The following is a 19,138-nucleotide window of genomic DNA, read 5'->3' on the forward strand; positions in this document are numbered from 1 at the left end:
AGACTCGGCCGGGTTTCCTTCGGGGTATGGACAAGGCAGGCTCGCACACACATCGGAACACGAGCTCGACCCCGGAGTTCTGGGATGCCCACTACAGCGGCCTCGACCTTGACTGGGGTCGCCGACCCAACGCGGCCCTCGTCGACGTCCTCGCCGAGCTGGCTCCCGAGCCCGGCCGCGTGCTCGACCTCGGGGCCGGCCACGGGGGTGACAGCCTGTGGCTGGCCGCCAACGGGTGGACGGTGACGGCGGTCGACGTCTCCGCCACCGCTCTGGGACGGATGGCGGACGCGGTCGACGAGGCGGGTCTCACACAGAGGGTGTCGATGCAGCAGCACGACCTGACGGCGACGTTCCCCGAAGGACAGTTCGACCTCGTCACCGCGACGTACTTCCAGTCGCCCGTCGCGATGGACCGGCCTGCGGTGCTGCGCAGGTCGGCCGACGCGATCACACCGGGCGGCCGGCTGGTCGTGATCGACCACGCGTCGGCGCCTTCGTGGTCGACGCACGGGACTGCGTCGTTCCCGACCGCCGCGCAGACGCTCGACGAGATCGGCCTCGACAGCCGCGTGTGGCACACGGAGCTGTGCGTCAGGCGGGATCGAGAGGCCACCGGCCACAACGGAAAGACGGGCACTCTCGCTGACAACGTGCTCGTACTGCGAAAGGACCGCTGACCGGACCAAGCCGGGTGGTGCGCCGGGCTCTCCCTCTTCCTGCGCAGGACGCCGACCCTCCTCGCGACGGGAGACGAGACGGCGTCAGCTCTCGAACCTGGCCGACAGGGCATAGCGGAGCAGTACGACGTCGCCCATGGTCCGGGTCTCGACCAGCGTCGCGCGGTGCTCGGGACCCCAGGGGAACATCCCGTCGCCGACGAACCTCCGGGCGTGCGAGTCACCCACGAAGAACGGAGCCATGACGAGCTGCAGCTCGTCGGCAAGACCGTCGGTGAGGAACTGGGTGTGCACGGTCCCGCCGCCCTCGACCAACAGCCGCCGCACCCCGCGCTCGTGCAGGTCCTCGCTCAGCCCGCGCATCCGCACCGTGCGGCCGCCGTCGACGACGGTGGCGACCGAGCCGAGCCGGTCCCGGGCATGGTCGACCGTCTCGGCCGGGCAGTAGACGAGCTTCGTGCTGTCGCCGGTCGTGAAGAAGTTCGCGCCCGGGTCCAGCCGGGCCTTCCTGGTCATCGTCACCTTCAGCGGAGAGCCGGGTCGACCCGTTGCCAGTCGCGCCTCCCGACGTCGCGCCCCACGGACGAGCAGTCGCGGGTTGTCCTTCCGAACCGTCGTCGCCCCGACCAGGATCGCGTCACACCCAGCCCGGACCTCGTCCACTCGGTCGAAGTCGGCGTCGTTGGACAGCAGCAGCCGCTGGTCGGTCGCGTTGTCGAGGTAGCCGTCGAGCGACATCCCGCAGCTGAGGAGGGTGTACGGCCGGTCAGCCATGCGCCGCGTCCTCCAGCTGCTGCGTCGGCGCCCGGTCGCCGCGACGTACGGGCAAGACGGCACCCGGCAGCGTCGCGACCAGCGCCATCACGCCGTACACCACCGCCACGGTGAGGCCCGTAGCGGCGCCCAGACCCACGGCGCCGAAGACCCACGCCGCGGCTCCTTCGCGGGGACCCCAGCCGGCGACGCCGACCGGCACGGCCGACACGAGGAGTACGACGAGCGCCAGGGCCGCGACCTGGGGGAGCGGGGCAGTGACCCCGGCGGTCCGGGCGGCGACCACGAAGACGAGGGCATGGCCGAGGGCGGCGAGCGCGGAGGCCAGCGCCGCCTTCGGCCACACGCCGCTGAGCAGCCGGAAGTCCCCGGCCAGCACCAGGCGGCCACGGCGGGGAAGCGAGAACCACGCGATGACGAGGATGCCGAGACCGACCACCGTCACGAGCACCACCGGCGTGCGCACGGCCTGGACCAGCAGGACAACCGCACCCAGCGCGGCGACCGCCTGCACCGCCTGACCGATGGCGCGGTCCCACGCGACCGACCGCAGCCCACGGCCCATCAAGCCTGTCTCACCACCGTGGCTCACCCCTCGGTGCACGTCGCCCAGCACTCCGCCGGGCAGTGTGGCGTTGAGGAACTGCGACCGGTAGTACGCCGCGAACGCCGTCCGGACCGGTACGTCGAAGCCGAGACGTCGGGCGATCAGACTCCACCGCCAGGCGCAGCAGAGCGTGGTGCCGGAGGTGACCACCAGAGCCGTCAGCAGCGCCTCCGGGCTCAGCAGACGCAAGGCGTCCAGGAACGGGCCGGTGCCCTGCCGCCACACGAGGGCGCCCAGGATCGCGGCACCGCCGAGGAGGCGCGCCCAGATCCAGAGCGTCCTGCTGATGGCGGCTCCGATCGTCGGCGGTGCGATGCCTGAGACACGGACGGGAGCGCCGAGTGGTTCAACAGGCGACGCGCGAGTCGGCCAGGACCGCCGCCACCTGCCGGGCTGTCTGCGTCCAGCCGCCCAGCGTTGCGCGGCGCCCGGCCGCAGACCTCCGGAGCTCGTCTCGCAACCCCGCGTCGCCGAGCCATCGCGCCAGGTGCTCGGCCAGGGCGACCGGGTCCTCGGCTGGGAACAGCGACCCGGGCAGGGACCCGTCGCTCGCAAGACCGAGGGCCTCGGGCAGCCCGCCGACCGCGCCCGCCACCACCGGGATCCCGCGGGCCAGGGCCTCGGTCGCGGACATGCCGTAGGACTCACGGCGCGAGGCCGTCACCACCAGGTCCGTCGTGGTGAGGACCGCACCGAGCTCCGATGCGGTGAGGGGACCGGTGAACAGCACCCGCGCCGCGATCCCGGCCCCCCGAGCCCGGGCGCGCACGTGGCCGACGAACCCGGCATCGAGGTCGAGCGCGCCCACGCACCTGCAGCGCCAGTCCAGATGGCTGATCCGGGCCAGCGCGTCGAGCAGCGTGTCGTGGCCCTTGGCCGGTACGACGGCGGCGACGCAGAGCAACTCCCCGCCGCTCTGCGAACCGGGCGTCGGCGCGGCCACGTCGGCGCCGGGCTCCGCGACGTGCAGGCTCTGCTCGGGTAGGCCGTGCTGGTCGAGCACGGTGCGACGTGCCCAGTTGCTCGTGGTCACCACGGCGGCCGCCGCGAGGAGTACGGCCCGTTCGCGGGCGCCGCCGAGCGGCATGTGGAGGAGGACGACCATCCGCAGTCGATCCGCCTCGGGCAGCACCGCCTCGGGCGCCGCCGACGCGATCAGCCCGTCCAGCAGCACCACGGCTCCATCAGGGACCGAGGCCAGCACTCGTGCGAGTGTCGACAGGGAGTCGGGGCTCGGCGTCGGCCAGTCGCCGGCGACGGCGTACTCGTGGACCACCCAGCCCAGGGTGGCCAGCTCCCGGCAGATCCGGCGGTCGTAGGCGTTGCCGCCGCTCGGATGTCGTGGGTCGTCGATGCCTTCGGGCACGACGACGTGGACGACGCTCAAAGCCGTCGCTCGTAGCTCGCCCACGCGACGTGAGACTCGTGCAGCGTCACCGTGATCCCGCTGACGTCCCTGGCGCTGGGTCCGAGGTGGCCGGCGTGCACGCGCTCGGCGAGCCGGTCGGCCACCACCCGGGCCAGCGCCTCGGTCGAGGTGTTGGTGCCGGCGAACGCCTCCTCGTCGTCGAGGTTGCGGTAGTTCAGGTCGGCCAGTACGCCGTGCAGCTGCTCGGTCGCCAGCCCGATGTCGACAACGATCCCGTCGGCGTCGAGCTCGGTCGCCGCGAAGGTCGCATCGACGACGTACGTCGCGCCGTGGAGCCGCTGTGCGGGCCCGAAAACCTCGCCACGGAAGCTGTGGGCCACCATCATGTGGTCGCGGACGGTCACTCGGAACACGGTCATTTCCCTTCGTCGTAGGTGATGCCGTGGCACAGCGCGGGCAGGGTGCCGTCGGCCAGTCCGGCCATCACCTCGGGCAGCTCGTGGAACGGCGAGACGCCCGTCAGCAGGGCGTCGAAGGCCGGGTCCTTCAGCAGGTCCAGGGCCAGCGCCAGCCGGTCGGCGGGGGAGCGGCGGGCCCGTCGGGCGGGTGCGACCGAGCCCACCTGGCTGGAACGGATCGACAGTCGCCCCGCGTGGAAGGCTCCGCCCAGCGAGAGCTCGACCCGGGTGTCGCCGTACCAGCTGAGGTCCACGACCTCGCCCTCCGGGCCGAGCAGGTCGATCGAGGTCTGGAGGCCGGCGGCCGTCGCACTGGCGTGTACGACGAGGTCGCAGCCGCCCCGGGCTTCGTCGGGGTGGGCGAACGCGACCCCCAGCGCTTTCGCAGTGACTGCTCTCGCCGCGTCGGTGTCGACGAGGGTCACCCGAGTGCCCGGGATACCGGCCAGCAGCCGGGCCACGCAGCACCCGACCATGCCAGCTCCCACCACCGCCACCCGGTCGCCGAGCAGGGGAGCCGCGTCCCACAGGGCATTCACGGCGGTCTCGGCGGTCCCGGCGAGCACCGCCCGCTCGGGAGGTACGCCGTCGGGCACGACGGTGACGGCGGTAGCCGGGACGACGTACGCCGTCTGGTGAGGGTGCAGGCAGAAGACCGTGCGCCCAAGCAGGTCCGGCGGCCCCTGCTCCACCACACCGACGTTGAGGTAGCCGTACTTGAGGGGTCCCGGGAAGTCGCCCTCCTGGAACGGCGCGCGCATGACGTCGTACTGGTCGACGGGCACGCCGCCCCGGAACACCAGCGTCTCGGTGCCGCGGCTGATCGCCGACCTCGTCGTACGGACGAGAACCTCGCCTGCTCTCGGTTCGGACAGCAGCGCTGGCCTGATCTCGCCGCGGCCCGGCTCGGCCACCCAGAACGCGGACTCGGCTGCCACCGGCGCCCCTCTCCCTGAATCGGACGAACCTGGCTGGATGAACCGAAGACGGTCCGCGGTCGTGTCAACGTCGTACCCCTACACACGGAGGCGCGGTGAATCGGGTTCAAGCCGGACCGCTTTTCGGGTTCGTCGGCCTGCTCGCGCTGCTCGGGACCCTGTCGGCCACGGTCGGCCTCAGCACCGTCGGCTGGGCAGTCGGTGCCCTCAGCGACGCGGTCCTCAGCGCAACGCTCGGCGCGGCGCTCGTGCGGCACAGCGCCCAGGGGATCGGGCCGGCCGGGCGCGTGACGCTGGTCCGCGCCGGGATCGCCTGCTCGGTGGCGGCCCTCACCGCGGACTCCGTGCTCCGGCCGGCGCCGGTCACCACCCTGGTCGCCCTCACCGTCGTCGCCCTCCTGTTGGACGTCGTCGACGGGTGCGTCGCCCGGCGGACCGGGACAGTGACCGAGCTCGGTGCCCGCTTCGACATGGAGGTCGACGCCTTCCTCATCGCCGTCCTCAGCGTGTACGTCGCACCGGCCGTCGGCGTCTGGGTCCTCGCCATCGGGGCGATGAGATACCTGTACGTCGCGGCCGGCTGGGCCCTCTCGTGGCTTCGCCGGCCCACGCCACCGCGCTACTGGGCCAAGGTGGTCGCGGCCGTGCAGGGTGTCGTCCTGGCGGTGGCAGCGGCGGACGTGATGCCCCGGCGGTGGGCGCAGGTCGCGCTCGTCGTCGCGCTCGTCCTGCTGACGGAGTCGTTCGGCAGGGACGTCTGGTGGCAGTGGCGGCACCGCCGCGACACCGTCCCGGTCCCCGCCTCCCGACGCGCTCTCACCGGCGCCCCGGTCACGGCACTCGCGCTGGGGCTGGTCTGGCTCGCCCTGGTGCTGCCGGACCGCGCGGAGGAGGCGACGCCCGGGGCCTTCCTCCGGCTGCCGCTGGAGGGCATCGTGCTGGTCGCGCTCGCCCTGGTGCTGCCGGCCGGGCCGCGTCGATGGGTGGCGTCGACGTTCGGGCTGCTGCTGGGGGTCCTGGTCGTGGTGAAGGTGCTGGACACGGGATTCCTCGCGGTGCTGGACCGACGCTTCAGCCCGGTCAGCGACTGGGTCTACTTCGGGCCCGGGATCGGCGTCCTGGCCGACTCGGTGGGGCAGCCAGCCGCCATCGCCGCCGCGGTCGCGGCCGCAGGCCTGCTGGTGGTGCTCCTGGTGGTGCTGCCACTGGCGACGATCCGGCTGACCCGGGTCGCGGCGGAGCACCGCCGGGGGACCACGCGGGCGCTCACCGCGCTCGGCATCGTCTGGGTCCTGTGCGCGGCGGCCGGCCTCCAGGCCGGCCAGGCCGGCCGGGTCGCCTCGACCAGCGCCGCCGGCCTGGCCGTCGACCAGGTGCGCCTGGTCCGTGCCGACCTCCGCGACCGTCGTAGGTTCGCCGGCGAGATCGCGACGGACCGGATGAGCCGGGCCCCGGCCGACCGGCTGCTCAAGGGTCTGCGTGGCAAGGACGTGCTGCTCGTCTTCGTCGAGAGCTATGGCCGGGTCGCGGTGCAGGACTCGTCCTTCTCCGCCGGCGTCGACGCCGTACTCGAGGACGGGACCCGACGGCTGCGTGCCGCGGGCTACTCCTCGCGCAGCGCTTTCCTGACGTCACCGACCTTCGGAGCCGCCAGCTGGCTGGCCCACTCGACACTGCAGTCCGGTCTGTGGGTCGACAGCCAGCAGCGCTACGACCAGCTGCTGGACACCGACCGGCTGACCCTGACCGAGGCGTTCGGAAGAGCTGGATGGCGCACGGTCTCCGACGTCCCCGCGAACACGAAGGCCTGGCCGGAGGGCGCTGACTTCTACGGCTTCGACCAGCTGTACGACGCCCGCAACGTCGGCTACCAGGGGCCTGAGTTCGGCTACGCCTCGATGCCGGACCAGTACACGCTCGAGCACTTCCGACGTCGGGAGCTCGCGCCCGGTGACCGGGTGCCTGTCATGGCCGAGATCGACCTGGTCTCCAGCCACCACCCGTGGACGCCGCTCCCACACCTCGTCCCCTGGGCCCAGGTCGGCGACGGCTCGGTCTTCGACGCGATGCCGGAGCGCGGGGAGCCCTCGGACGTCGTGTTCCGCGATCCCGATGCGGTCCGCCGGGTCTACGGAGAGTCCATCGAGTACTCGATGGAGACACTGGTGTCGTTCCTGGAGCAGCAGCCCGACCCGGACCTCGTGCTCGTCGTGCTCGGCGACCACCAGCCGCACACCTACGTCAGCGGTGACCACGCCGGCCACGACGTCCCGGTCAGTGTGATCGCGCAGGACCCGGCGGTCCTGCGCCGGGTCTCGGGATGGGACTGGCAGGGCGGACTGCTGCCCGGGCCGGACGCCCCGGTCTGGCGGATGGACACGTTCCGTGACCGGTTCTTCTCGGCCTTCGGCCGGCGCCCGCAGTGAACCTCGCCGTCCCCGGGGACGTGTAACGGGTGGAGCCCTCGACGGCCGGGGTGCCCGTGGTGGATCGGAGCTGGTCATGAACATGCGACTACTGGCGGCGGCAGCGGCTCTGGTCTCGGGCGCCGTGCACCTGAAGCTGTGGTTCGACGGCACCCGCGACCTCGATGTCGTCGGTCCGGCCTTCCTGGTCAACGCGGTCGCCGGCCTCGTCATCGCTGTCCTGCTGCTCACCTGGCGGCACTGGGCGCCGCTGCTGCTCGTGGTCGGGTTCGGCGTGTCCACCCTCGGGGCGTTCATCATCTCCACGACCGTCGGGCTGTACGGCGTCAACGCGTCCTGGTCCGGCATCTACACCTGGGCAGCGGCCGTCTCGGAGGTCGTCGCGATCGTCGCCGGGCTGCTGGCGGCTCGTGCCGAGGGCTACCTGCGCTCACTCCGTCAGCGTCAGCACGGGCTCCCCGTCGGCGGTCAGCACCTCGACTGAGGCGATGTCGGCCAGCGTCGCCGACGTCGCGCCCGGGAGCCGCATGGCCTTCCCGGGAAGGGCCATCCAGGTGGCGACCTGCTCGACCCGTCCGTCGCGGGTGCGGACGACCATGGCGTACGTCGCGCCGTACGTCGCCTCGTGGTCCGGGGCGTAGGTGCACACGAGGTCGAGGCGGGTGCCCCACGCGACGCTGGTCAGGGCGAGGGTCCCGGACACCGACTCCGAGCCGACCGAGGTCATCGGCTCGCCAGGGGTGCCGCTGGGCGGGGCCGACTGGCCGGCCGGCACGGGGTCCTCGTCGAACACATTGAGTGCGACTGCCGAGCCGCCTGCGACGACCAGCGCCGCGGCTGCGGCGAGACCGACGAGCACCGTCGTACGACGTCGCTGGGAGCGCCGTGTCTCACTGACCAGCGCGGGCAGCAGCGACGGCGGCACCGGCTCGGGGGCGCCGACGGACTCCAGCACGTCCGGCGAGACCCTGGCCAGGAGGCCGGGCAGCCCGGCGAGCTCACGCACCGCTCGCGCGCAGTCCTCGCAGCCGGCCAGGTGGCGCTCGAACTCCGAGCGCTCGGCCGGCGACAGCGAGCCCAGGACGTAGGCCCCGTCGTGGTGGGCGAAGTCGCAGCTCATCGAGGTGTTCATGGACCCACCCCCATCTCCTCGAGAGCCAGCCGTAGCGCGCGCAGCGCGTAGTGCGTGCGTGACTTCACGGTGCCCTCCGGGACGCCGAGGCGCTGCGCGGCTTCGGCCACCGGGAGCCCGCGGTAGTAGCACTCCAGCAGTACGGCACGGTGGTCGGCGGACAGCTTGGTGAGTGCCTCGGCCACCAGCCACGAGAGAAGCAGCTGGTCGGTCTGGTCGTCGGTCCTGGCCACGTCGGGGACCTCGGCCACGCTGAGCTCGCTCTGCGAGCGCTTCGTGCGCCACTCGTCGATCACGATGTTGCGGGCGACCGTGAACAGCCACGCCCGGACCGAGCCCTGGGACTTCTCGAGGACCGCCGCGTTGCGCCAGGCGCGGAGCAGGGTCTCTTGCGCGACGTCCTCCGCCTGGGCGCGGTTGCCACCGGTCAGGCGCAGGCAGAAGCCCCACAGCGCAGCGGCGTGCTCGTCGTGCAGCTGCCGCATCACGACGGCTGGGCTCTCCGGCATCGAACCTCCTACGCATGACACGGGCAGCGCGTTGTCCCGGTTCAAGTGTCCTGCTGCGGAGCTCAGAACACCTTCGGCAGCTCGGAGGCGCGCCCGGTGAACTCCGGTGCGCGCTTCTCGAGGAACGCGGCCACACCTTCCTTGCCGTCGCCGATCGAGGTGAGGAACATCGCGAGCGAGTCCGACAGGTGTGCCTCGAGCGGATCGGCTGCGGCGCCGTTACGGTAGAGCAGCTGCTTGGCCAGCCCCAGCGCGACAGGGGAGCGGCCGACAACGAACGACCGCGCCAGCTCGTACGCCGCGGGCAGCAGGTCGCCGGGTTCGTGCACCGAGCGGACCAGCCGGCCGGCGAGGGCTGCCTCGGCGCTGAGAATCTCCGCGGAGTAGATCCACTCGAGTGCCTGCTGGATGCCGACGATGCGCGGCAGGAACCAGCTGGAGCAGGCCTCGGGCACGATGCCGAGCCGGCCGAACACGAAGCCGATCTTCGCCGTCGTCGACGCGAGTCGCAGGTCCATCCCCAGCGTCATGGTGGCGCCGATGCCGACCGCCGGCCCGTTGATCGCCGCGATGACGGGCTTCGGCAGAGCGTGGATCGCGAGCGTCACACGGCCGCCGGTGTCGCGCACGCCCTCGTCGTACGGCGCCTCGGTGAGGTGGGCGCGCAGGTCCTCGGGCGTCGGGACGACCGTCTCGTCCAGGCCGAAGACATTGCCCTCGGCCGAGAGGTCCATGCCAGCGCAGAACGCCCGCCCGGCGCCGGTCACGACGACCGCGCGCACCGCGTCGTCGCGGGCGTCGGTCAGGAAGACCCGCTCCAGCTCGCGTGCCATCGTGAGGTCGAAGGCGTTGAGGCTCTCGGGCCGGCTGAGGGTGAGGGTGGCGATGCCGTCGCCGTCGACGTCCCAGGTCAGCGTCTCGTAGGCCACGTCAGCGCGCGCGACGCGAGCGCTCGCGTCGAGCCTTGATCGAGGACATCGCCTCGTTGATGCGGCGCTGGTTCTCGGGCTTGCGCGACTCGTCGTACAACTTCTTGGCGATGCCAACGACAGCGATCTTGCGGAGAATTCCCATGTCAGGACCGTACCCAACCCATCAACCGGTGAGGGTGGACGGTTCAGGGAAGGTGATCGCGTGCGGGTGCTCTTTTCGTCGACCTTCGGATACGGACACATCTTTCCCATGCTCCCGCTTGCTCTGGCCCTCCGGGAGGTCGGTCACGAGGTGCTGTGGGCCACCAGCGCACACGCGACCCGGCACGTCGCGGCCGCCGGCCTGGACACGGCACCAGCAGGCGCGGCGGGACCAGAGTTCCTCGAGGCGGTCGGTCGGCTGCATGCGACCGCGGCCGGGATCGCGCCGCCCGAGCGTGCGGCCTTCATGTACCCCCGTCTGTTCGGCGAGCTGCTGACGCCGCCCATGGCGGCGGACCTGCTGCCGCTCGCGCAGGAGTGGCGACCCGACCTGATGGTCCATGAGCAAGGTGAGCTGGCCTCGCCGCTGGTCGGTGCCGTGCTGGGGACGCCGAGTGTGACGCATTCATTCGGCGGGGCGATCCCGGCCGAGATCATGGCCGCGGCAGGAGAGCGCGTCGCCCCCCTCTGGGCCGCCTACGTGCAGGACCCCGCGCCGTACGCCGGGTGCTTCACGTCGCTCTATCTGGACATCTGCCCGTCGTCGGTGCAGTCGGTCGCGACGGACCACATCCCTGCCGTGCAGCCGTTGCGACCGGTTACGCGCGGCCCGGACCAGCAGCCGGACGACGAACCGCCGCTCGTCTACCTCACCCTCGGCACGGTCCAGAACCACGCGCCGATCCTGCCCACCGTCGCCGCGGCACTGTCCGCCCTGCCGATCCGGCTCCTCGTCGCGGTCGGGCCCGATGGCGACCCGAGCTCGCTGGGGGAGCTGCCGCCGAACGTGCAGGTCGAGAAGTGGGTCGACCAGCCGCAGGTGCTGGAGCGCTGCTCCGTGGTGGTGTCCCACGCGGGCTCGGGCACGTTCCTGGGCGCGCTGGCCGCCGGCCGGCCACAGCTGTGCATGCCACTGGGGGCAGATCAGTTCCGCAACTCCGCCGGCGCAACCCGGTCGGGTACGGCGCTGGTGCTGACCCCGGGCGAGGTGAATGCGGAGTCGGTCACCTGGGCTGTGTCCAGGTTGATGACCGAGGACTCGTTCACCGACCGGGCACGATCCGTGGCGGCGGAGATCGCCCACATGCCGTCGCCCGCGGAGGTGGTCGACGTGCTCGTGGAGCGGTTCAGCAGGACGTGATGCGCAGCGAGGACACATCGCGGTCGGCTGTGCGCTTGCCGTCCGCTGGATCCGCTGACGGCCCGGCAGCCGTTGCGAGGTCACGGCTCCGGGCCTACGGTGACGTCGAGAGGCGGGACGTATGCACGAGCTGGCCATCGCGGAGAGCGTGGTGTCGACGGTGCTCGAACGCACCGGCGGCCGGGTGAGCGTCGTACGCCTCCGGGTGGGCCGGATGTCGGGCGTGGTGCCGGATGCGCTGGTGTTCTGCTTCGAGCTCGCGGCCGCGGGCACCGCCCTGGCGGGCGCGACGCTCGAGATCGAGGAGCAGGCCGGGCTGGCGCACTGTCGCGACTGCGACACCGACTTCTCGATGCGCGACGCGTTCCTGCTGTGCGACTGCGGGAGCGCCGACGTCGAGCTGCTGTCCGGTCGCGAGCTCCAGGTGACTTCAGTGGAAGTGGTGTGACATGTGCAGCACCTGCGGATGCGGCGAGGCCGACGTACGCGTGACGACGCCTGGCGCCGCGAGCGACGCGGCCGGCCACGGGCATGGCCACGGCCACGGCCACGGGCACGACGAAAACCACAGCCACGACGAAAGCCACAGTCACGACCACGTGCACCTCGAGCAGGACGACGAGCTGCGCACCCACACCCTGGAGCTCGAGGTCGCCGTGCTGGCCAAGAACGACGGACTGGCAGCGCGCAACCGGGCCTGGCTGGCCGAACGCCGCATCACCGCGCTCAACCTGATGAGCTCGCCCGGGGCAGGCAAGACGACCCTGCTCGAACGCACGATCGCCGCAACGGACCGGGCGGTCAGCGTGATCGAGGGCGACCAGGAGACGCTCTTCGACGCCGAGCGGATCCGCAAGGCCGGCGCCCGGGCGGTGCAGGTGAACACCGGGGCGGGCTGTCACCTCGACGCCACCATGGTGTCCCGCGCACTCGAGCAGCTGCGGCCGGAACGCGACAGCATCGTGTTCATCGAGAACGTCGGCAACCTGGTCTGCCCGGCCCTGTTCGACCTCGGGGAGCTGCGCAAGGTCGTCGTGATCTCGGTGACCGAGGGCGACGACAAGCCGCTGAAGTACCCCCACATGTTCGCGGCCGCGGACCTCGTCGTCATCAACAAGACCGACCTGCTGCCGTACGTCGACTTCGACATGGAGCGCCTGACCGTGGACGCCCGGAAGCTGAACCCCCTTGTGCAGGTGGTCCCGGTGTCTGCGAAGACCGGCGAGAACCTCGATGCCTGGCTGACCTGGCTGACCTGAAATGAGGTAAGGGTTCGGGTTTCCCTTGACAAGCATTACGCCGTCGACTGTCATGGTTGGGGGAGTGACACAGGTCACACAGATGACGACCTGCGAACCAAGAGGGGACCGTCACGGGCCCCCAGAGAGCCGGCGCAGATGCCCACAGCCGAAGCAGTGAAGGCGGAAGAAACGCTCATCCACGTCCTGTGGATCAATGCTGGTCTCAGCTGTGACGGCGACTCTGTCTCGCTGACGGCCGCGACGCAGCCCAGCATCGAGGAGATCGCGCTCGGCGCCCTCCCGGGACTGCCACAGATCGCCGTCCACTGGCCGCTGATCGACTTCGAGTGCGGACCGCAGGGCGGACGGGACGACTTCCTCGAGTGGTTCCACAAGGCCGACCGCGGTGAGCTCGAGCCGTTCGTGCTGGTCGTCGAGGGATCCATCCCCAACGAGCAGCTGCACGATGAGGGCTACTGGTGCGGCTTCGGCAACAACCCCGACACCGGGCAGCCGATGACGACCAGCGAGTGGCTGGACCGGCTGGCCCCGAAGGCCACCGCGATCGTCGCGGTCGGCACCTGCGCGACGTACGGCGGGATCCACGCCATGGAGGGCAACCCCACCGGCGCGATGGGTGTGCCCGACTACCTCGGCTGGGGCTGGAAGTCGAAGGCCGACATCCCCATCGTCTGCGTGCCGGGTTGCCCGGCGCAGCCCGACAACATGGCGGAGACGCTGACCTATCTGCTCTACATGGCCACCGGGCAGGCGCCGATGATCCCGCTCGACGAGGCACTGCGACCGACCTGGCTCTTCGGGCAGACCGTGCACGAGGGCTGCGACCGGGCCGGCTACTACGAGCAGGGCGACTTCGCGACCGAGTACGGCTCACCCAAATGCATCGTCAAGCTCGGGTGCTGGGGCCCCACAGTGAAGTGCAACGTGCCCAAGCGCGGCTGGATGAACGGCATGGGCGGCTGCCCCAACGTGGGTGGCATCTGCATCGGCTGCACGATGCCCGGCTTCCCCGACAAGTTCATGCCCTTCATGGACGAGCCGCCGGGCGGCAAGCTCTCGACGACCACGGTCGGGCTCTACGGCAACACGATGCGCCGGCTCCGCAAGGTGACCACGGCGACGCTGGACAAGGAGCCCAAGTGGCGCAAGCCCGGCAGGCAGTTGACGACCGGCGCCAAGCGCACCTGGTAGCTCCCGCTCTTCCACCCAACCACACACGACCGAGAGGGCGGCGGGATGACGTCGACCATTCCAGCACCCAGCAGCATGACCGAGGACGCAAACGGCCTGACCGAGATGGCGTGGGACCCGATCACCCGAATCGTCGGCAGCCTCGGGATCTACACCAAGATCGACTTCAAGCAGAAGACCGTCGTGGAGTGTAAGAGCACCAGCTCGATCTTCCGTGGCTACTCGATCTTCATGAAGGGCAAGGACCCGCGCGACGCGCACTTCATCACCAGCCGCATCTGTGGCATCTGCGGTGACAACCACGCGACCTGCTCCTGCTACGCCCAGAACATGGCGTACGGAGTGAAGCCACCGCACCTCGGTGAGTGGATCGTCAACCTCGGCGAGGCGGCCGAGTACATGTTCGACCACAACATCTTCCAGGAGAACCTGGTCGGGGTGGACTACTGCGAGAAGATGGTCGCGGAGACCAACCCCGGAGTGCTCGAGCTCGCCAACAACACCGAGTCACCGAACGCGGAAGCCCATGGCTACAGGACCATCGGCGACATCATGCGGTCGCTGAACCCGTTCACCGGTGAGTTCTACCGTGAGGCGCTGCAGGTCAGCCGCTGGACCCGCGAGATGTTCTGCCTGATGGAGGGCCGGCACGTCCACCCCTCCACGCTCTATCCGGGTGGTGTCGGCACCGTGGCGACGATCCAGCTGATGACCGACTACATCACCCGGTTGATGCGCTACGTCGAGTTCATGAAGAAGGTCGTGCCGATGCACGACGACCTCTTCGACTTCTTCTACCAGGCACTCCCTGGCTACGAGGAGGTCGGCAACCGCCGCATCCTGCTCGCCTGCTGGGGCTCGTTCCAGGACCCCGAGCACTGCAACTTCGAGTACAAGGACATGACCAACTGGGGCCGCAAGATGTACGTCACCCCGGGCATCGTCGTGGACGGCAAGCTCGTCACGACCGACCTGGTGGAGATCAACCTCGGCATCCGCATCCTGCTCGGCTCGTCCTACTACGACGACTGGGAGGGCCAGGAGATATTCGTAGAGAAGGACCCCCTCGGCAACCCGGTCGACCGGCGGCACCCCTGGAACCAGCACACCAACCCGAAGCCGCAGAAGCGCGACCTCGACAACAAGTACAGCTGGGTGATGTCACCGCGCTGGTTCGACGGCAAGGACTACCTCGCCCTCGACACGGGCGGTGGCCCGCTCGCGCGCCTGTGGTCGACGGCGCTGGCCGGACTGGTCGACATCGGCTACGTGCAGTCGACGGGCGAGTCGGTGAAGATCAACCTGCCGAAGACCGCGCTCAAGGGCCCGGTCGAGCTGGAGTGGAAGATCCCGCAGTGGAGCAACACCTTGGAGCGCAACCGGGCACGCACCTACTTCCAGGCGTACGCCGCGGCATGCGCGCTGCACTTCGCCGAGAAGGCGCTGGTCGAGATCCGGGCCGGCCGCACCAAGACCTGGGAGAAGTTCACCGTGCCCGAGACGGGCATCGGCTGCGGCTTCACCGAGGCGGTGCGCGGGGTGCTGAGCCACCACATGGTCATCCGCGACGGGAAGATCGCCAACTACCACCCCTACCCGCCGACCCCGTGGAACGCCAACCCGCGTGACTCCTACGGGACCCCCGGGCCCTACGAGGACGCCGTACAAGGTCAGCCGATCTTCGAGGAGAACGACCGCGAGCACTTCAAGGGCATCGACATCATGCGCACGGTGCGCAGCTTCGACCCGTGCCTGCCGTGCGGCGTGCACATGTATCTCGGAGAGGGGCAGAAGCTCGAGCTGATGCATTCGCCGACCCAGTCCGTCAGCGGGTAGCGATGGCGGAAGTCGAGGGGGCCGACCAGCTCAGGGCCACGGGCGAGCGCATCGACGCGCTGCTGGACGCCAGTGGCTCGGGCGGCGTGGTGGCGCGCGAGCGCGCGGAGGAGCTGGTCCGGCTGGTGGCCGACCTGTACGGTGCCGGGCTCGAGCGCATCCTCGACATCACCTACGAGGCGGGGCAGCTCACCGACGAGGTGCTGGCCGCGCTGGCCGCCGACGACCTGGTGGCGAGCCTGCTGCTGGTGCACGGCCTGCATCCCTACGACGTGGGACAGCGCGTCGAACAGGCGCTCGAGAGTGTCCGGCCCTACCTCGGCTCGCACGGTGGTGACGTCGAGCTGCTCGAGGTCAGCGACGAGGGCACGGTCCGGCTGCGGCTGCTCGGCAGCTGCGACGGCTGCCCGTCGTCGTCGGTGACCCTCAAGCTCGCCGTCGAGGGGGCGATCGAGGCGGCCGCCCCCGAGATCACCGGCATCGAGGTCGAGGACGCCGAGCCGAGCGGTGCCGAGACGCTGATCCCGGTCTCCTCCCTGCGCTCGCGGCTCGAGGAGACCACGTCGTCCTGGGAGCCGCTTCCCGACCTCGCAGCCCTGACATCGGGCGCCGTGACGACGGTCGAGGTCAGCGGCGCGCGGATCCTCGTCTGCCGTCTGGGCCCGGAGCTCTTCGCGTACGCCAACCGCTGTGCCCGCTGCGAGGAGTCGCTCGACGGTGCGGCGCTGTCGCGAAGGCTGGGTGCCGCGGTGGGCGAGGCGGTTCTGCGCTGCCCCGCCTGCCGCGCGCACTACGACGTACGACGTGCCGGTGCGTGTCTCGACGACGAGTCCCTGCACCTGGTCCCCGTGCCTCTGCTCACCGATGGCGACGTCACCTCGGTAGCGGTCGTCACTCCGGTCTCGGCATGACTGCCCCCGGCGGCTCCCCGCTCGCCTCGCTCCGCCGGATCACCAGCACCCGGCCGGCGCCGGTGGTGGGGGAGCGCTGCGAGATGTGTGCCGCGACGATCGCCGACGAGCACCAGCACGTGGTCAATCTCGAGAGCAGGGTGCTGATGTGCACGTGTCGGGGGTGCTACCTGCTGTTCACCGCCGAGCATGCCGAGCTGCGCTACCGCGCCGTACCCGACCGCTATCTCTCGTTCCCCGACTTCGACTTCGGCGCCCGCGAGTGGGACGAGCTCCAGATCCCGGTCGGGCTGGCCTTCCTCTTCAAGAACTCCGTGCAGGACCGCATCATCGCCTTCTATCCCGGTCCGGCCGGCGCGACCGAGTCGGAGCTCCCGCTCGACGCCTGGGACCGCATCGTGGCGGCCAACGCGCAGCTCGACCACCTGCACGCCGACGTGGAGGCGCTGCTGCTGCGCGCTGCCGATCGGGACCACCCGGACTACACCGCACACGTCGTGCCCATCGACGCGTGCTACGAGCTGGTCGGCCGGTTGCGGTCTCTGTGGCGTGGCTTCGACGGCGGCACCGAGGCGCGCGCCGCGATCGACGACTTCTTCACGATGGTCGTCGAACGCAGCAGGCCGGCACCCCCCGCCCCGGGGCTACCGTCATGAGCAGCTACGAGTTCTCCGTGGTCGACGTCTTCGCCGAGCCGTACGCCGCCGCACCACAGCTCACCGCGCGGCTGCGCATCCAGGAGACGAGCGGCGAGACGATCCACGCGATCGCGCTGCGCTGTCAGGTGCGGATCGAGCCCCAGCGCCGTCGCTACGCGGAGGCCGACGAGTCCGGTCTCCGCGCGCTCTTCGGCGACCGGGACCGCTGGGTCGACACCCTCAAGCCGTTCCTGTGGATGCAGTGCAGCTCCATGGTCCAGGGTTTCACCGGCATCACCGAGGTCGACCTGGCGCTGCCGTGCACCTACGACTTCGAGATCACCGGGTCGCGCTACCTGCACGCCGTCGGTGAGGGTGACATCCCGATCGTCTTCCTCTTCTCGGGCACCGTCTTCACCAAGGGCGTCAACGGCTTCGGAGTGGTGCAGGTGCCCTGGGACTGCGAGGCGTCCTATCAGCTCCCGGTGCAGGTCTGGCAGCAGATGATCGCGTCCTACTACCCGAACACCGGATGGATCCGCCTCGACCACGACGTCCTGGCCGAGCTGGCCGGCTTCAAGGCCCAGCACGGCCTGACCACGTGGGAAGAGACCGTGCAGACCCTCCTCGCAACCAGGGACGGCGTCCAGCCATGAGCCGGATGCCGAGCCTCGACCACGTCCGAGCGATCGCCGACGCCGTGCTCTACGAGGGCTACCTGCTCTACCCCTACCGCGCCAGCTCCTCGAAGAACCAGTCCCGCTGGCAGTTCGGGGTCCTCGGGCCTCCGCGGGCATCGGCCGCGAGCTTTGCCGAAGAGCCGGGCCTGTCCTTCCAGTGCCTGTTGTCGCCCCCGGGGAACGCCGCGACGGTGAGCCCGCACCTGCGCTTTCTGCAGCTCCAGGTGCGCTCCGTCGAGCAGTACGTCGGGGGCGACTTCGTCCCGGTCGCCGAGCTGGTCGTCGACGGACTGTCCGTGCTCAGCTGGGAGGAGGCCGTCGAGTGCGAGGTCGAGCTGCCGTCGTACGACGTGAGCAGGCCGGCGGTAGTCACCGCGGTGGAGATCCCGGGCGGTGAAGACGTCGAGTCTCTCGTCGACGCATCCGGTACGACGGTCGGTCGGATCGTGCGGCGACGGTTCCCTCTGCAGGCGGGCGTCAGCGTGGGCGCCGAGCCCGACGACGGGTTCCCGCGGCTCTCGGTGGCGGTGACCAACACCCACCCCGACGAGGTGCACGGCAAGGACGACGCCATCCGCTCGTCGATGATCGGCACGCACGTCCTTCTCGTGGCCGACGGGGTCGGCTTCGTCTCGCTCCTGGAGCCCCCGGATGCGGCGGCAGCGGCCGCGGCCCGGTGCACGCAGCGGCGGTGCTTCCCCGTCCTGGTGGGGCCTGTCGGCTCCAACGACGTGGTGATGGGCTCGCCGATCATCCTCTACGACCACCCGGAGATCGCAGAGCAGAGCGCCGGTGCGCTGTTCGACTCGACCGAGATCGACGAGATCCTGAGCCTGCGCGTGATGACGATGACTGACGCCGAGAAGGCCGAGGCCCGGGCCACCGATCCGCGCGCCGCCGCCATCATCGACCGCTGTGACCAGATGTCTCCCGAGACGCTGCGCGACCTGCACGGCGTGCTGCGTGACCCGCACCGGGTCGCGACCCCGGCAACTGGCCCTGTCGTCGGCACGCAGTTCGACACCGGCGACGTCCCGTGGTGGGACCCGGCCGCCGACGAGAGCGTGCGGCCCGACACCGACAGCGTCGTGATCGAGGGCGTGAGCGTGGCGCGCGGCAGCCTGGTGCGGGTGCACCCGTCGCGGCGCGCCGACGCCCAGGACCTGTTCTTCGCCGACCAGGTCGCCCGGGTCACTGCTGTGCTCTCCGACGTCGACGGCAGCACACACGTCGCGCTGGTGCTGGTCGACGACCCCGCAGCCGACCTGCACGAGGAAGCCGGGCGCTTCTTCTACTTCGCCCCCGATGAGCTCGAACCACTGGACCAGGCACGAGAGGAGAGTCACCCATGAGAACTGTTGGCCTGCTTACCGTGATCGTCGGCGCCGGGATCGCCGCGGTCGCCGCCGTCGTCGGGGTCCGTTCGATTCCCGACGTGAAGCGCTACCTCAAG

General features: G+C 70.6%; 21 protein-coding genes. 12 read left to right on the forward strand and 9 right to left on the reverse strand.

What is annotated here, in order from left to right; all coding sequences use genetic code 11:
- The first annotated feature begins 26 nt into the window (after positions 1-26).
- On the forward strand, positions 27-680 hold the full coding sequence (locus H4Q84_RS19365; RefSeq protein ID WP_248580707.1) for a class I SAM-dependent methyltransferase: 654 nt from the start codon (positions 27-29) through the stop codon (positions 678-680).
- 84 nt (positions 681-764) lie between these two features.
- Here H4Q84_RS19365 and H4Q84_RS19370 read toward each other — a convergent pair whose 3' ends face one another.
- From H4Q84_RS19370 to H4Q84_RS19390, 5 genes are read right to left on the reverse strand one after another with little or no spacing between them, the layout of a single operon-like run.
- Complete coding sequence (locus H4Q84_RS19370) at positions 765-1,454, reverse strand: dihydrofolate reductase family protein (protein WP_248580708.1); 690 nt, start codon at positions 1,452-1,454, stop codon at positions 765-767.
- The gene (locus tag H4Q84_RS19375; RefSeq protein WP_349238428.1) at positions 1,447-2,499 is read right to left on the reverse strand and encodes a lysylphosphatidylglycerol synthase transmembrane domain-containing protein; all 1,053 of its coding nucleotides are present in this window, start codon (positions 2,497-2,499) and stop codon (positions 1,447-1,449) included. Before H4Q84_RS19375 ends, H4Q84_RS19370 begins: the two co-directional genes overlap by 8 nt.
- Positions 2,408-3,448: a glycosyltransferase family 4 protein gene (locus H4Q84_RS19380; protein ID WP_248580710.1), complete on the reverse strand. Its 1,041-nt coding sequence runs from the start codon at positions 3,446-3,448 to the stop codon at positions 2,408-2,410. Before H4Q84_RS19380 ends, H4Q84_RS19375 begins: the two co-directional genes overlap by 92 nt.
- Positions 3,445-3,849, reverse strand: a complete 405-nt coding sequence (locus H4Q84_RS19385) for a 6-carboxytetrahydropterin synthase (RefSeq protein ID WP_248580711.1) — start codon at positions 3,847-3,849, stop codon at positions 3,445-3,447. Before H4Q84_RS19385 ends, H4Q84_RS19380 begins: the two co-directional genes overlap by 4 nt.
- Positions 3,846-4,826 carry a zinc-binding alcohol dehydrogenase gene (locus H4Q84_RS19390; protein ID WP_248580712.1) on the reverse strand — a complete coding sequence of 327 codons (981 nt, stop codon included), beginning with the start codon at positions 4,824-4,826 and terminating at the stop codon, positions 3,846-3,848. Before H4Q84_RS19390 ends, H4Q84_RS19385 begins: the two co-directional genes overlap by 4 nt.
- Positions 4,827-4,921: 95 nt before the next feature.
- Here H4Q84_RS19390 and H4Q84_RS19395 point away from each other — a divergent pair, with 95 nt between their 5' ends.
- Together H4Q84_RS19395 and H4Q84_RS19400 are read left to right on the forward strand one after the other, a co-directional pair.
- Complete coding sequence (locus H4Q84_RS19395) at positions 4,922-7,252, forward strand: CDP-alcohol phosphatidyltransferase family protein (RefSeq protein ID WP_248580713.1); 2,331 nt, start codon at positions 4,922-4,924, stop codon at positions 7,250-7,252.
- 76 nt (positions 7,253-7,328) lie between these two features.
- On the forward strand, positions 7,329-7,736 hold the full coding sequence (locus H4Q84_RS19400; RefSeq protein ID WP_248580714.1) for a hypothetical protein: 408 nt from the start codon (positions 7,329-7,331) through the stop codon (positions 7,734-7,736).
- Here the strand turns inward: H4Q84_RS19400 and H4Q84_RS19405 are convergent.
- The 4 genes from H4Q84_RS19405 to H4Q84_RS19420 all read right to left on the reverse strand — a co-directional run bounded on the left by H4Q84_RS19405 (position 7,683) and on the right by H4Q84_RS19420 (position 9,967).
- Positions 7,683-8,384: a zf-HC2 domain-containing protein gene (locus tag H4Q84_RS19405; RefSeq protein WP_248580715.1), complete on the reverse strand. Its 702-nt coding sequence runs from the start codon at positions 8,382-8,384 to the stop codon at positions 7,683-7,685. The genes H4Q84_RS19400 and H4Q84_RS19405 overlap by 54 nt on opposite strands.
- Complete coding sequence (locus H4Q84_RS19410) at positions 8,381-8,893, reverse strand: sigma-70 family RNA polymerase sigma factor (protein ID WP_282580270.1); 513 nt, start codon at positions 8,891-8,893, stop codon at positions 8,381-8,383. Before H4Q84_RS19410 ends, H4Q84_RS19405 begins: the two co-directional genes overlap by 4 nt.
- A gap of 62 nt (positions 8,894-8,955) precedes the next feature.
- Positions 8,956-9,822 carry a crotonase/enoyl-CoA hydratase family protein gene (locus H4Q84_RS19415; RefSeq protein WP_248580717.1) on the reverse strand — a complete coding sequence of 289 codons (867 nt, stop codon included), beginning with the start codon at positions 9,820-9,822 and terminating at the stop codon, positions 8,956-8,958.
- A 1-nt stretch (position 9,823) separates the two neighbouring features.
- Entirely contained in the window at positions 9,824-9,967 is a 144-nt protein-coding gene (locus tag H4Q84_RS19420) for a hypothetical protein (RefSeq protein ID WP_248580718.1), read from the reverse strand.
- Positions 9,968-10,075: 108 nt separating this feature from the next.
- Here H4Q84_RS19420 and H4Q84_RS19425 point away from each other — a divergent pair, with 108 nt between their 5' ends.
- The 9 genes from H4Q84_RS19425 to H4Q84_RS19465 all read left to right on the forward strand — a co-directional run bounded on the left by H4Q84_RS19425 (position 10,076) and on the right by H4Q84_RS19465 (position 19,037).
- Complete coding sequence (locus H4Q84_RS19425; protein ID WP_248580719.1) at positions 10,076-11,167, forward strand: glycosyltransferase; 1,092 nt, start codon at positions 10,076-10,078, stop codon at positions 11,165-11,167.
- A gap of 121 nt (positions 11,168-11,288) precedes the next feature.
- The gene (locus H4Q84_RS19430; protein WP_248580720.1) at positions 11,289-11,615 is read left to right on the forward strand and encodes a hydrogenase maturation nickel metallochaperone HypA; all 327 of its coding nucleotides are present in this window, start codon (positions 11,289-11,291) and stop codon (positions 11,613-11,615) included.
- A 1-nt stretch (position 11,616) separates the two neighbouring features.
- Positions 11,617-12,426, forward strand: coding sequence for a hydrogenase nickel incorporation protein HypB (hypB, locus tag H4Q84_RS19435; RefSeq protein WP_248580721.1), 810 nt, complete (start codon positions 11,617-11,619; stop codon positions 12,424-12,426).
- Positions 12,427-12,564: 138 nt separating this feature from the next.
- Positions 12,565-13,620 (forward strand): hypothetical protein, encoded by a 1,056-nt coding sequence (locus tag H4Q84_RS19440; RefSeq protein ID WP_248580722.1) that lies wholly within the window; start codon positions 12,565-12,567, stop codon positions 13,618-13,620.
- Positions 13,621-13,695: 75 nt separating this feature from the next.
- Positions 13,696-15,456, forward strand: a complete 1,761-nt coding sequence (locus H4Q84_RS19445; protein WP_248580723.1) for a nickel-dependent hydrogenase large subunit — start codon at positions 13,696-13,698, stop codon at positions 15,454-15,456.
- Positions 15,457-15,458: 2 nt separating this feature from the next.
- Complete coding sequence (locus tag H4Q84_RS19450; RefSeq protein WP_248580724.1) at positions 15,459-16,367, forward strand: NifU family protein; 909 nt, start codon at positions 15,459-15,461, stop codon at positions 16,365-16,367.
- A complete protein-coding gene (locus tag H4Q84_RS19455; protein ID WP_248580725.1) occupies positions 16,364-17,023 on the forward strand; it encodes a DUF5947 family protein in 660 nt (219 codons plus the stop codon). The genes H4Q84_RS19450 and H4Q84_RS19455 overlap by 4 nt, the downstream gene beginning before the upstream one ends.
- Positions 17,020-17,661: a DUF6084 family protein gene (locus H4Q84_RS19460; RefSeq protein ID WP_248580726.1), complete on the forward strand. Its 642-nt coding sequence runs from the start codon at positions 17,020-17,022 to the stop codon at positions 17,659-17,661. Before H4Q84_RS19455 ends, H4Q84_RS19460 begins: the two co-directional genes overlap by 4 nt.
- Positions 17,658-19,037, forward strand: a complete 1,380-nt coding sequence (locus H4Q84_RS19465; RefSeq protein WP_248580727.1) for a hypothetical protein — start codon at positions 17,658-17,660, stop codon at positions 19,035-19,037. The genes H4Q84_RS19460 and H4Q84_RS19465 overlap by 4 nt, the downstream gene beginning before the upstream one ends.
- Positions 19,038-19,138 lie beyond the last annotated feature (101 nt).

Source organism: Nocardioides sp. InS609-2 (genome assembly GCF_023208195.1).
In the GTDB taxonomy this organism is placed as follows: domain Bacteria; phylum Actinomycetota; class Actinomycetes; order Propionibacteriales; family Nocardioidaceae; genus Nocardioides.